Origin of the sequence: Synechocystis sp. FACHB-383, from assembly GCF_014698605.1 — a bacterium.
In the GTDB taxonomy this organism is placed as follows: Bacteria; Cyanobacteriota; Cyanobacteriia; order Cyanobacteriales; family Microcystaceae; genus Synechocystis; species Synechocystis salina.
On the sequence record NZ_JACJTJ010000063.1, the window covers coordinates 1 to 12,352 of the forward strand.

The 12,352-nt window shown below is 43.2% G+C and carries 12 protein-coding genes and 2 pseudogenes; 4 read left to right on the top strand and 10 right to left on the bottom strand.

Annotation, left to right across the window (positions count from 1 at the left end; genetic code table 11):
* Positions 1 to 80: 80 nt before the first annotated feature.
* From H6G45_RS19705 to H6G45_RS18550, 5 genes are all read right to left on the bottom strand, one after another.
* A complete protein-coding gene (locus H6G45_RS19705; protein WP_242018258.1) occupies positions 81 to 752 on the bottom strand; it encodes a hypothetical protein in 672 nt (223 codons plus the stop codon).
* Positions 753 to 816: 64 nt separating this feature from the next.
* Positions 817 to 1,314: a type II toxin-antitoxin system YhaV family toxin gene (locus H6G45_RS18535; RefSeq protein WP_190599858.1), complete on the bottom strand. Its 498-nt coding sequence runs from the start codon at positions 1,312 to 1,314 to the stop codon at positions 817 to 819.
* Positions 1,315 to 1,316: 2 nt separating this feature from the next.
* Complete coding sequence (locus tag H6G45_RS18540; RefSeq protein WP_190599859.1) at positions 1,317 to 1,649, bottom strand: type II toxin-antitoxin system PrlF family antitoxin; 333 nt, start codon at positions 1,647 to 1,649, stop codon at positions 1,317 to 1,319.
* A 420-nt stretch (positions 1,650 to 2,069) separates the two neighbouring features.
* On the bottom strand, positions 2,070 to 2,849 hold the full coding sequence (locus H6G45_RS18545) for a hypothetical protein (RefSeq protein WP_190599860.1): 780 nt from the start codon (positions 2,847 to 2,849) through the stop codon (positions 2,070 to 2,072).
* Between the two features lie 18 nt (positions 2,850 to 2,867).
* Positions 2,868 to 4,349 (bottom strand): AAA family ATPase, encoded by a 1,482-nt coding sequence (locus tag H6G45_RS18550; RefSeq protein WP_190599861.1) that lies wholly within the window; start codon positions 4,347 to 4,349, stop codon positions 2,868 to 2,870.
* A 508-nt stretch (positions 4,350 to 4,857) separates the two neighbouring features.
* On the opposite strand from H6G45_RS18550, the gene H6G45_RS18555 reads away from it, so the two are divergent.
* A complete protein-coding gene (locus H6G45_RS18555; RefSeq protein WP_190599862.1) occupies positions 4,858 to 5,130 on the top strand; it encodes a DUF4160 domain-containing protein in 273 nt (90 codons plus the stop codon).
* Entirely contained in the window at positions 5,120 to 5,572 is a 453-nt protein-coding gene (locus tag H6G45_RS18560; protein ID WP_190599863.1) for a DUF2442 domain-containing protein, read from the top strand. The genes H6G45_RS18555 and H6G45_RS18560 overlap by 11 nt, the downstream gene beginning before the upstream one ends.
* A 174-nt stretch (positions 5,573 to 5,746) precedes the next feature.
* Here H6G45_RS18560 and H6G45_RS18565 read toward each other — a convergent pair.
* The 4 genes and pseudogenes from H6G45_RS18565 to arfB all read right to left on the bottom strand — a co-directional run.
* Positions 5,747 to 6,244, bottom strand: a pseudogene (locus H6G45_RS18565) (Rpn family recombination-promoting nuclease/putative transposase); the annotation flags it as partial.
* Positions 6,245 to 6,266: 22 nt separating this feature from the next.
* On the bottom strand, positions 6,267 to 6,965 hold the full coding sequence (locus tag H6G45_RS18570; protein ID WP_190599864.1) for an EcsC family protein: 699 nt from the start codon (positions 6,963 to 6,965) through the stop codon (positions 6,267 to 6,269).
* A 387-nt stretch (positions 6,966 to 7,352) separates the two neighbouring features.
* Positions 7,353 to 9,014, bottom strand: coding sequence for a thiamine pyrophosphate-binding protein (locus H6G45_RS18575; RefSeq protein WP_199309864.1), 1,662 nt, complete (start codon positions 9,012 to 9,014; stop codon positions 7,353 to 7,355).
* A 369-nt stretch (positions 9,015 to 9,383) separates the two neighbouring features.
* Complete coding sequence (gene arfB / locus H6G45_RS18580) at positions 9,384 to 9,797, bottom strand: alternative ribosome rescue aminoacyl-tRNA hydrolase ArfB (RefSeq protein ID WP_190599865.1); 414 nt, start codon at positions 9,795 to 9,797, stop codon at positions 9,384 to 9,386.
* Between the two features lie 199 nt (positions 9,798 to 9,996).
* Here arfB and H6G45_RS18585 point away from each other — a divergent pair, with 199 nt between their 5' ends.
* Positions 9,997 to 10,716 (top strand): chitin deacetylase family protein, encoded by a 720-nt coding sequence (locus H6G45_RS18585; protein ID WP_190599866.1) that lies wholly within the window; start codon positions 9,997 to 9,999, stop codon positions 10,714 to 10,716.
* A 293-nt stretch (positions 10,717 to 11,009) separates the two neighbouring features.
* On the opposite strand, the gene H6G45_RS18590 is transcribed toward H6G45_RS18585, so the two are convergent.
* On the bottom strand, positions 11,010 to 11,804 hold the full coding sequence (locus H6G45_RS18590; protein ID WP_190599867.1) for an Rpn family recombination-promoting nuclease/putative transposase: 795 nt from the start codon (positions 11,802 to 11,804) through the stop codon (positions 11,010 to 11,012).
* Between the two features lie 200 nt (positions 11,805 to 12,004).
* Here H6G45_RS18590 and H6G45_RS18595 point away from each other — a divergent pair.
* Positions 12,005 to 12,181: pseudogene (locus H6G45_RS18595) on the top strand (DUF815 domain-containing protein); the annotation flags it as partial.
* Between the last annotated feature and the right edge of the window lie 171 nt (positions 12,182 to 12,352).

Sequence of the window (12,352 nt, forward strand, 5' to 3'; positions counted from 1 at the left end):
GCTTCCAAGGCTACTTTGGCCTTGAATTGGGGGCTATATCGTTTTTTTGTTTGGCTCATAAACTTTCCTCTATTTCGGTTTTAGTTTAGAGCTTTCTCCCCTGTCCAGTTTTTGGGGGCCACCTCACCATTACGGCAGATGGGCCCACCGGAAACGGCGGTCATGGCTCCCACGTCGGGAATGGTCACGATGGTTGACCCCGTGGCGGAATCAGTGATGGTCAAGGAGCCGGAAGTCACCAAGTATTTGCCGGAGTTGGAGAACCGGGCTGTGCCACAGGTGGAAGCCTTCACACTCCGCAGGGTGGGGGCATTGTTATAGGTGACCACGTTGGAGCTGTAGGGGGTCAGGCCGGTGAAGTAAACGTTCCCGTTGGAGTCTTTCAGGGTGGCGGATGGAGTAGGATTACCCACCAACACACCGTTGGAACATTTTGGCTCTGCTTCCACCACCAGAGAGTTAAAGGCAATGTCCGCACCTCCATTGAGTTTGAAAGTATCTCCGGCATTTATGGGCAAGCTGGTGGAGGAACCACTTAGTTTGATCACACCGCACTCGTTGGCGTTTTTATTGGTTGATCTGGGCAGGGATGAATATTCCCCTTTGATGGATTGATAACTACCTAAACCGGAAACATAAATATCTCCTGTGCGGGTTTCGCGCCCCACCGTTGGATTGGCAAATGCACTAGGAGCAAGCGCCGTTATGCCCAGCGTCACCAACGCTAGACTGGGAAATAGTTTGTATTTCATAATTGCAATGAGTGTCATTGAGTGGGGCTATTTTATATGTCCCTCTCTTTTTGTCAAGGCTCTTTTAGAAATCTATTTCAGCAATTTTTTGTAAACGATCGCCAACACTTTTAGCTTCTATTAATAAATCATTCCAATCATTGGGAGGATGACCGTTTTCAAGCATTTTTCTAAAGACTTTATAAGCATCGGTACTGCTTTCATACGCTCGTTTGGAATTTTCATCATTAACCCAAGCCAGGAGAATTATTTTACTTTCTTGGTGGTAGCGAAAAAATAATCGATGCTGCTGAAAAAATTTAGCCCTAAGCCAGTGTTTATAATCATTCCCAAGCGTACTCCCTTGTCGATATTCATTGCGAGTTGGATCTTGAGGAATAACATCAAAGGCTAATTTGGCGATCGCCGCCAGTCGCTTAGTAGCATTTTTCTTTTTATATTCCTTTGGATTCTTTTGTCGTAAATGTTCAACCTGAGCCACAAGTTCTTCAACTTGCTCAAGAAATAAAGGATGGGCAAATATTTTCCATCCATTAATTACTAAAGACTCATCTATTGACAAACCTATTCGTCCTCATCCAACAGGGGAGCATCCAGATCCACATCAACGCCCGAGACTAGCGACTGCACACGACCAACAAGCTCAGAGCTGATTGCTTGTATCTGCTGAGGATTTTTCTCTATATCTTGCGCCAGAAAATCTAAAAACTTCCCTAACACTGGATCCTGTTCTTCCTGGTCAATCCTAGAAATCCATACTTTGCCGTTGGGTTCGATGGTGTAACAAATTTTATCTCGTTTATTGAGTCCAAGGGCTTTGCGAACTGGATCAGGCACTGTGGTCTGATAGCGATCCGTAAGGGTAGATTCTGGGCAGGGTGATAATATTCCAGCCATAGCAACCTCTCAACCTGTAAAATCATATGCTGATGGTAATGCGATTGCATTGTCTTGTCAATGCTAGGGTCATTCACCTAGTTATTGAATCGCCAATAAAACAGGGGTTTGGAGTGGGGATGCTGAGCGGCCTTGGGATTATCGCAAGCGGAATAAGTAAAAGTTTGGTCGGCGATCAGAATTTTAACGGCTGGCGCGTCACTGAACGGTGACAATATTTGCATCATAACCGATAGTCTATGCCTTCGTTCCAGCGCATTCACTAATTAGCATTTAAGTAGACTTTCGACCAATAGGTGTTGCCTGTAAAATGACGCTTGGGTTATCTGTGACAGTTTTATTCTTAAATTCACCAACTTCTATTTCTAGAACCTACATTCCGCAGGCTCTACCAATAGTTACTAAATTTTCGGAAAAACACTACAGACAGCGTAGTTTTTGCGTATTGGCTGACTGGGGGTCAAGAGGCAAACTCCGAAATAGGCTTGCCGTCGTACTCGACTTCAGACGAAGGTGTACTACGTGCGGAATGTAGGCTAGAAAATTAAACCATTGACTGCCTAATTTATTCACAAAATCTACCAGTGAATTAGACGCTCTTTGACTATAAGCTGGTATCCAGAGAAGATTTGCGTAATGATTGCCTGGAATATCAACATAGTGATTAAGAGTTAAATATACAAACGCATCTATAGACGAATACGAATGACTGAGAATTTCGCATATAATACTTATAATAAATCGAGGCTCAAGTGAAATAAAACCATCATTCACTAATAGAATGATTCCTGAGTTATTTTCAAGACTCAATTCTTTTTTTGTTTCTTTAATTTGTTTATTTGCTTTTTTCAAGATCCGACAAAGTGGAGGCCTGAACAATCGCAATAAGTCTTTTGAATACTCCTTCGGACGCTCTGTATTATGAAAAATCGCACTAAAAGGCATCCTATTATCTGAAATATAATTTTGTAAAAGCTTAATATGCTTATCTTTAAATGAATTAGTTACTCCAAAGTCAGTCTGCAAAGTTTTTAGTTCAGCAATAACATTCCCGTTTCTAAAAACGTAATCTGCATTTTGAAACGAAGGAGCTTCTGAAATAATATTTGAAATCTTTTGTCCTTCAATATTTTGAACAAAACGATCAAAAATTTTCTCAGTTGGTAATGCCGGTTTTTGAAGCCAATCAGGTAAATTCATTAGGTTATTAAATGAGAGCTAATTGCTAATTTCAGCACCAATATGTGACGGTGAGATAATAATAGTTTTTACCAACGCATTGCCAAGGTATGCGGAAAGATGAGGGCCAGAGTTTATTATTGTTTGGGCGCTCAGCGCTGCTATAGATTGCCCTAAGACAACTTCCCAGGGCTTATTAGATCCTGCGATAGAACAAATGAGTTGCCTAATTTTTTTAATCTTTTGATGCCTTAGCCTGTCATCGGAACTGATTAACATTTTGATCAAGTCAACATCGCGATGCTTATCATTTTTCTGAATCCAATTTTCTGCTCTCTGCTGAAATTTGCCCCAAGTTAGTCCAATTAATGCCAAGCATTCATCAGTAGCCAACGCATTTTCAATCGCATAACACTGAAGCCGAAACCTAACCACGGATCCAACTGGATTCAAGTCTTCCGTAACACCATCGCCGTCTCGTATCGAGTATGCAACTGGGTTATCGTAAATTGCGGAGAGCAGTTTTTCACAAAATTGCTCCATATCACCCTGAGCATCAACTGATTGAGCTAGCACTGGAAAAACATTGATCTTAGAATTAGATGACCTAGATGCTTGTTGCCACACGCGCTCATCATCTTCACCCTCTAAAATCAGCATAATGTCGTTGCTTAGACTCAATGAGAGCGGATGACCAAAAAAGGGCGCAACTTTTTTAACGTTTTCGTCGAGCTGACGAAATTCAACAAAATCATCATCGAAATTTTTTGTGCCTATCTTTACAAAATCACTCGTAGCAGCAGCGCTAATTAATGGCGTGCTATGTGTGGCAATGAGAACAGTCACATGTGAGCGTTCAGCTTCACTTAGCTCTTCAATCTGCTGAATTAGAAAATGAATTAGCCGCGCCTGCAGGTCTGGATGCAAGTGAACATCCGGCTCATCGAGTAACAGAACGTTAAATTTGCTGTTATCGAGTGTTTCGAAGAAAAACATAATTTCGGTGGCAAGAGATACGGATTCCGATTCTCCACTGCTAATTTGGTCAGGCAACACCAATTCTCCGGTCAGCGTTTTAAAAACGAAATCCGATTTTTCTTGCTCTATTCGGATATTTGGGAGAAGCCTATTAACACGCTCGAGACGATCTGTGTAGAAGTTCTTCGAAGGATCTAGCCTTATCTCGGGTGTGTCCTGCAATCGCCTTAGATACGCAGTTTCAACATCCCTGAGAAGTTGAGCTGAAGCGGCCTTAAAATTCTCTGCCTGGTTCTTTCTCCTGACTTCGCGTAACCAACTATCACTATTCTCCATATTTGTAATTACGCTTCCATTTCTTTTGAAGACGCCAGCTCTCTCAGGGCTAACATATCGAACATTAAACTGTTCGTCCTTAGATAAACCTTGATCAAGCTTTCTAAGAAAACGGCTCTTGCCGGCACCATTTCTTCCTAGCAACAAGTTTAGGCTTCCAATACCTGATGCTACTGCGCCCGCGATGTCCAGTTTTTCTATTTCCATTCGATTCTTTTACCTGTTGCCTGACTATTAATTGTACTGAAAGTTTTTGTATATCACCGCCAAATGGGACGATCACAACAAAGTTTCCACATATAGCTGTTTAAAATAAAATCAAGACAGTAGGGGGTTCTGCACGGCTTATATTCACAGTACCTTGGTTATTGTATATTATACTGGCCTATTGTTAGTCAAATTAGCTATAACACTATGATCGCTGACTAATTCATTCTAGGAAAAAACCCAAACATTAATCAGCCTCTTGGAGGCTACCAACTGCCTGAAAGTAAAGAACAAAAGTTCATAATTCTTTACGAAATTCTCAAATCTTAAGTGATCGCCAGAAAGTACTAGGGGAAAAAGATTAAGAAGACAAAGACTGGATAAATTACTAGAGGTTGGTTGGCGATCGCCTTAGGGAAGATGGTGTAAATGCTCTAACCAGTGGTAGTGAGAGGGATTGAATAAACCTAACCGTTTAGGTTATTCTTGGTTTATCCATCAATGAATTATGCCTAAAATCTTTGAAGACCCTAGGCATGGCCTGACGGTTTTCATTTATACCAACGACCATGTCCCTGCCCATGTTCACGTCTTTCTGGGTCGGAAAAGTTCCCGCAATCAACCGGGCATTAAGATCAATCTCGGTTCAGAGGATCAAGCTCCCTCGTTAGTGACCGTTGACCCCAGTATCAGTAATCGGGATGCTATCAGAGCATTAAAGCTAGTGGCTGAACACCAAGAATTATTTTTGCAGGAGTGGAACCGTATTCATGGCACGTAATTGGACAATAGATTTTAACGAGGAAGCCATTGCTGACCAAATAGCCCAGGCAAAAGAAACAGCGATCGCCGAGGAAAATGCCGGCCCCTGTGCCCGCCAGGTTGAATATGACCATCAACGGAATTTAATTGTCTTTTATTTCGCTAATGGTTCACAGTTTGCCGTGCCACCAGATTTGATTCAGGGTTTGCAGGGGGCAACAGTGGAGCAATTAAATAATGTTTGGTTGGATCGGGCGGGGTTAAGTGTGCACTGGCCAAGTCTAGACGCAGATTTTAGTATTCTCAGCTTAGTTCAAGGAATTTTCGGCACGAAGGCTTGGATGGCGGAGATTGGCCGTCAAGGGGGAAAACAGACTTCTGAAGCTAAACGGAAATCATCCCGTGAAAATGGCCAAAAGGGTGGGCGTCCAAAAGGTTCTGTAAAGGTAGTCAAAATTTAGGTTTGTTTTGCTCTAAGGAGAAAAAACTAACGTAGTGTCTCTCAAGATAAAAATGACATTCCCCAAATGTCAGCAGACTTTACCAGGGGTTTAATGGCACACCGCATAGCAGATCTCTGCGAGATCGCCAAAAGATCAGTCAAGCCATATTCCGGGCAACGACCATTTCAACCCTTAATTATCTTGGTTAGCAACAAACTGATTGACTAAGGCGACATCAATGTCTAATTCCTTAGCAATTTCGGCGATCGTAAGACCTAATTTTTTCAGCAAGGGTATGGTTTCTAGTTTCGCCTCCAGCCTACCTTCTAGTTTCCCGGCAATTTTACCTTCCTCTAAAATTTCTTGATAGACAGCGGATTTCTTCATAATTTCACTCCTTAAAATTGTCTTGATAAGCTCAGGGGCCAGCAGAATTCCTCCAAAAACCGAGGTTGCCGCCATGAGATTTGCCTTAACTCGATTATCCTCAATCTGATCTAGTGCAGTCGCCACTTCCCTCAATTTTAATGCTGGGTCAGAGGTTTGCGTCAATACTGCTAGGGGCAATAACCCTGGACTTTGGAGAAATGTTTCCGATGGTTGTTCCCAGAGCCGAATCACTTGATAACGATGGACAGTCTCCCCCACCTGAAAACTGTCCTGATAAACTAAGTCATTATTACTACGTTTAAAGCCCGTCTTTCTGTGGGGTCTATATTTGATGGCACCGTGGATTACCACCGTGCATTGAGGATGTTGTAGGCGATCGCCGTTTTTTGGTTTCGTAAAAATAACAAGCACCATGGCCAATGCTATAAATTAGGCTCGCGTTACTGGTGATGCCAATCACCACCCCCAAAATTGGAATCAACTCAAACAGACTCAGTCCTGATTTGATCAGATTGGCGCTACCGGATGCCAGAAAAAAAAGGGCTAATACTTCTCCACGTCGGCTGGGTTCATGAACCGAAAACCCATAAATGGCAGCAATACGATAAATCATTTCTGCCTGTAACGCAGTCGTCGCAGTCAAATCCGCCATTAAAAGGGTCAAGGCCAAGGGGGGAATAAAATTGGTCATTAAGCCAATGCCTCCGGCTTTGATAGCGGTTTCCACAATCACCCGCTGGGCTAACTGAGCTTGGGTTTCCAGGGGATATTGACCACGCAAGGCCATCACCTCTCGTTCAACCTTTTCGCTATTTACCTGACCTAAAGCTGCCAAAAGCCACTGGAGTCCAGGCATTTTGGTACTGAATTGCATTAGAGGATGTTCGGCGATCGGAGTGACAAAAGCTCCTAGTTGTTCTGTGCCCTGTTCAATTTGCTCCCGTAGGGTGTCGGGCGTTTTTTGTAGAGCAACAAGAAGATCATTAAGCAGAGTTTCAGGATCGAAAAATTGAGAATTCATAGTAGCAAAAATGAGACGACTCAATCAAAATTTTTAGCTTATGTGGGGTCAAAGTACGGGAACAAAAAAGGGGTGGTAGAGGCGAAGACCTATATCCAGCAAGGATTTGACAAATGTGGTGAAAAGGAGGTGAGCTAGGAATAACCAAAACCAAAGCATCATCCCCGTTATGAATGAGATTAAACGAATTCAAGCAGCATTGCGAGAGCATCTACTTCCAATAAGGGTTTGAGGCTTGTCAAAATTGCTTCGGGTGCAATATTTTCCGCTCTATGGCGTGACCCCTATTTGCTCAAACAGGGTTACAAAGCCAAGATTAGCGGTGGCTAAGGGGCTTGTGCCGAAACCGGCTCTCAAGGAATTAGAATTATTACTAATTATTCTGTTTTAATGACTATTCATGGATTTCAAAGCCTCCCCTAATCGTTTTAACCCCTGGGAACAATCAAAGCGATCTAGATGTACTTCAATAAAGGTTGGGGAAGAAAGATGGTGACAGGCTTTTTCTAGGGCTGTTTCCAACTCAGTTTCCGTGCGGACTTCACAACTCCAACAGTCGCCAAACACCTGGGGTAATTGATGATATTTCCACGGTTGTAGGTCGTTGTAAACATTGTCTTGAATGACTCGTTCAATGGTGTAGCCATCGTTATTTATCAGGAAAATAATCGGGTGTAACCGGTGGCGAATAATGGTGGATAATTCCTGGGCCGTCATCTGGAAGGCCCCGTCCCCCACAATGGCGATCACCCGTCGCTCCGTAGCGGCCAAGCTGGCCCCTAAACAAGCGGGAATGGAATAGCCAATGGAAAGGTAGAAGGCTTGGCCAATAAATTCGGCGGCCTGGGGCATGATCAAATCCATCGTAGCCACAATGGCATCCCCCGTATCAGAAATGACTAATTGGGGATCTGTCATCTCCGTTAAAAAATGATTGAGTCGTTTGTAAAAATAGGCATTGGTTAATTTTTGCTCGGCAGTGGGAGTGAGGGGTTCTGACAATAAAGAAGCGGCAGGGATAATGTCTAAATTCTGGCGAGGGGAATTATGCCACTGTTGACAAAGTTTGTCCAAAAAATCCCCTAAATAAACTGGTTGATAATAGTGATGTTTAATTTTGACCTTTTCAGAATTGGCATTAATTAACCGTTGTTCTTCGAGTTTGGCGGTGTAAACCCCTAAATTCATGTCGGACATAATCGCCCCTAAACAAAGCACACAATCTGCTTTTTCTACGGTTTCATGGACGGCTTGACGACTCAGAGCGCCAACATAGGTGCCGATAAATTGGGAATGGGTTTCGGCAATACAGGATTTACCCAATAACGTAGTAGCGATGGGAAAACCCGTAATTTCTAGGAGTTTTAATAATTTATCTTCGAGGTCAAAACGATGAAATTCCACCCCGGCTAAAATCACAGGGGACTTGGCCTGACTTAACAGGGCGATCGCCTCTTGAACGGCTTCAGCGCAGGCATCGACATCAGTTAATGTTTCAGCAAACGCTGGGGGAGCAGCAGAAACTGGACAGGGTTGCTGGGCAATATCCGTGGGAATTTCAATGTAAACGGGACGACGATAATGGGCACAGGCCGCCAGGGCTTGATCGATTTGTTGGGCGGCTTGGTTCACATCATTGATTACCACTGCCATCACCGTGGCTTTCTCTAGAATTTTGTATTGTAAATTCAAATCCCCCGTCGTATGGTGCAACATCAGATGGGAGCGACGATTGGCCCGACTCGGAGCACCACTAATCACCACCAACGGCACCCGTTCAGCGTAGGCTCCCACTACGGCATTGATCAAACTAAACGCCCCGACGCCATAGGTTACACACACTGCCCCCATGCCCCGCATCCGGCCATAGGCATCTGCCGCATAACCCGCATTCAACTCATTACAGGTGCAGACTAATTCCACAGGACTATTAATCAATTCATCCATCAGCCCCAGCACATAATCCCCCGGCACCCCAAAGATATGACCGACATTAAAGGCCCGCAGGCGATCGCCGAGATAGAAACCTACTGTCATTGTTGTGTCCATTGTTTACCTCTAGGGTAGGGACTTATTTCTTACTGTACTCAGCTTTGGGGGAATTGCAGGGAAAAATGTTTACCAGGGGAATCCTTTAGCCAATAAAAGTCCGTAGCCATTTCTGGGAGAATAATTCAACTAATAAATCCCCTGGATGGTTTCAGGCTTAGCGTGCATGTGGTTCCATTACTACTCAAACCCCTCTATGGCCTGACCCCTATAGGCTGGGGAAATAACGATCGCCAAAATATCTTTAGGTCACTAATGAGAATCGGAGTCCGCCCGGCTAAAGCCCGGCTTGCTGTGGGGTCTAAATTTGATGACACCATGGACTACCACCGTGCATTGAGGATTTTGTAGGTGATCGCCTAATGAAAACTACTCATCAATTGATTTTCTCAGGGCCTTAACTGCACTGCGTTTGGTTTTAGCATCCAGACGCTTTCGTTGGGAACTGTAGGTCGGTTTTGTGGGCCTACGGGGCTTGGGTAAAGTTATAACGCTACTGATTAGCCATTGGAGTCGTTGTAAGGCTTCCTCTCGATTCTGCTCTTGGGTACGATGAGACTGGGCTTTAATAATTACGATGCCATCTTTAGTGATGCGCCGATCATTGAGGTTTAATAGCCGTTTTTTATAGGCATCGGGTAGAGAGGATGCCCCAATATCGAAGCGGAGGTGAATGGCGGATGCCACTTTATTCACATTTTGACCACCTGCTCCCTGGGAGCGAATAGCGGTCATTTCGATTTCGGTTAGGGCAATACTGAGGCTTTTGGTTATCTGCAACATAATATTTTTATTCTTTATTTTCAGGATAATCCTTTTGGAGCAAGACTTTGGAAGTTTTTAGAATGGGTTTAAGGTTATCAGTGGTTTACATGATTTTCTGAGCTATGGCGGAAATGGGAACTCGTTGGCTCTGAAAAAAGTAATAGAAACCCAGGCGATCGCCAATATTTAAACTTTTCTCTTACGGTTAGGTAATTAGATGCTCTATTGGTTATTATTAATTATTTTTGCAAGTTTCATATCAATCTTGTTTTTTCAGCCTCACTGGATACTCGCAATAATTGAATTACTTATTCCCGGAGTTGTTTATTTTGCAAAAACCCATGATAATTTGATTGCACTGACAATTGATGATTCACCTGATAAAGATACAACACAAATTTTACTTAATATCTTGAGAGAAAATCAAGTAAAAGCAACTTTTTTTATCATTAGCAACCAAGTTTTTGCGAATGAAGCAATCATCCAAACTATGGTCACAGATGGGCATGAATTAGGCAATCACATGACTGAAGATAAACCAAGCATTAAACTATCTCCAGAAGAATTTGCAACTGATCTATTAAAAGCCCACTCTGTAATTTCAAGACTCGATAAGATTCATTGGTTTCGTCCGGCTTCAGGTTGGTACAACTCAGAAATGCTCAAGACAGCAAAAAAGAATGGTTATCGAACAGCTTTAGGATCTGTCTTTCCTTATGATACTCTTATTGAATCGTCTTGGTTTGCTGTAAATCATATTCTTTTTAATATTCGACCTGGTTCTATTATTGTTTTACATGATGGAAATTCAAGGGGACAGAGAACTGCAAAAACTTTGGCAAAAATATTACCAATACTGAAAAATAGGGGTTATAAATTTGTTACACTTTCAGAGCTTTTTGCAAAAGATAATTCAATAAGCGGACAATTTTTCTGATACCGATGACTACTCATACCCAGATTTGAGACATCTGCCACTGCTACTTTAGGTCTTAATCGATCGCCAGAGGAAAAGTATTCTCCGACGCTGAAAAGTCGGGGCTGAAAGTGAAAGTCCGCCCGGCTAAAGCCCGGTTTTCTGTAGGATCTATATTTGACGGCACCGTGTATTGAACCCATGGATAATAACCCAAAAATTACTAGTGGTTAGTGGCGTACCGCAAAGCTTATCTTTAGGCGATCGCCAAAAGATAAGTCAAGCAATATTTCGGGCAACGACCATTTCAACCCTTAATTATTCTGGTTAGCGACAAACTGATTGACTAAAGCAACATCAATATCCAATTCCTTGGCAATTTCGGCGATTGTAAGACCCAATTTCTTCAGCAGGGGTATGGTTTCCAGTTTTGCTTCCAGCCTACCTTCTAGTTTTCCTTTGAGTAAACCTCGTTGTTCCCCTTCCCGTAAGATTTCTTGATAGACAGCGGATTCCTTCATAATTTCACTCCTTAAAATTGTCTTGATAAGCTCAGGGGATAGCAGAATTCCTCCAAAAACTGAGGTTGCCGCCATGAGATTTGCCTTAACTCGATTATCCTCAATCTGATCCAGCACAGTCGCCACTTCCCTCAATTTTAGTGCGGAGTCAGAGGTCTGCGTCAATACCGCTAGGGGCAATAGTCCTGGACTCTGAAGAAATGCTTCCGATGATTGCTCCCAGAGCCGAATCGCTTGATAACGGTGCACAGTCTCCCCTACCTGAAAACTATCTTGATAAACCAAGTCATTACTGCTGGGCTTCAAGTAGATAACAAATTGGTGCATCGTCTTCTGGGGAAAACGGCGATATACCCTCACCCGATAGTCCAGCATCCGAAAACCCATGGTCGGGTCAGGCTCCGTTTGGAATTCCAGATGCAACACCAAGTCTTCTGATTGCTCCAAAATCAAGGAGTCAGCCCGAATTGGCTCCAGGGAAAGTTCCGTCGGACTGAGCTTGGTTAATTTGATTGGTCGTCCCAACAACCAGGCGGCGTAGTCTTCGGAAAATGATTCAGCCAGAAATTTGCACAGATTATCGAACATACTCAAATTTTACGGGCGATCGCCAAAAGTATTTGTTGAGTTACTGATAAGAAGCAAAGTCCGCCCGGCTAAAGCCCGGTTTTCTGTGGGGTCTATATTTGACGGCACCGTGTATTGAACCCATGGATAATAACCCAAAAATTACTAGGGGTTGGTGGCACACTACAAAGCCGATCTTTAGGCGATCGCTTTTTGAAACAGCAGATCAGAATACTTATTTACCGATTGTTCGATATCTAGTACCACAAGCTGGAATTACTCTGGAGCAGAAAAATTTAGAATTTCGCGCTTTACAATGGGCAACTCGCTACAATGGGCGATCGGGACGTACTGCTAGACAATTTGTTGATTTTCTCAGCGCAGAATTGACAATTTGATCACAACTATATCTGTATCTTTAGCGGGTTTCATACCCGGCGATAGTCTCTGAGCATGCTGATTGACTGACAAAAGTTTAAGAGGACTCGTAGGAGTAGACCTGGAGAGTAAACTCAAGGGCATAAAGGCGGCGGTGGTGCTGACGACGGGAAGCCATAGCCGGTTGAGGG

What these genes read in the sequence shown, in the direction of transcription:
- H6G45_RS18585 (WP_190599866.1), top strand. Translation starts at nt 9,997, where the DNA reads ATGCTCTATTGGTTATTATTAATTATTTTTGCAAGTTTCATATCAATC.
- H6G45_RS19705 (WP_242018258.1), bottom strand. Translation starts at nt 752, where the DNA reads ATGAAATACAAACTATTTCCCAGTCTAGCGTTGGTGACGCTGGGCATA.
- arfB (WP_190599865.1), bottom strand. Translation starts at nt 9,797, where the DNA reads ATGTTGCAGATAACCAAAAGCCTCAGTATTGCCCTAACCGAAATCGAA.
- H6G45_RS18570 (WP_190599864.1), bottom strand. Translation starts at nt 6,965, where the DNA reads ATGAATTCTCAATTTTTCGATCCTGAAACTCTGCTTAATGATCTTCTT.
- H6G45_RS18575 (WP_199309864.1), bottom strand. Translation starts at nt 9,014, where the DNA reads ATGGACACAACAATGACAGTAGGTTTCTATCTCGGCGATCGCCTGCGG.
- H6G45_RS18590 (WP_190599867.1), bottom strand. Translation starts at nt 11,804, where the DNA reads ATGTTCGATAATCTGTGCAAATTTCTGGCTGAATCATTTTCCGAAGAC.
- H6G45_RS18560 (WP_190599863.1), top strand. Translation starts at nt 5,120, where the DNA reads ATGGCACGTAATTGGACAATAGATTTTAACGAGGAAGCCATTGCTGAC.
- H6G45_RS18555 (WP_190599862.1), top strand. Translation starts at nt 4,858, where the DNA reads ATGCCTAAAATCTTTGAAGACCCTAGGCATGGCCTGACGGTTTTCATT.
- H6G45_RS18545 (WP_190599860.1), bottom strand. Translation starts at nt 2,849, where the DNA reads ATGAATTTACCTGATTGGCTTCAAAAACCGGCATTACCAACTGAGAAA.
- H6G45_RS18540 (WP_190599859.1), bottom strand. Translation starts at nt 1,649, where the DNA reads ATGGCTGGAATATTATCACCCTGCCCAGAATCTACCCTTACGGATCGC.
- H6G45_RS18550 (WP_190599861.1), bottom strand. Translation starts at nt 4,349, where the DNA reads ATGGAAATAGAAAAACTGGACATCGCGGGCGCAGTAGCATCAGGTATT.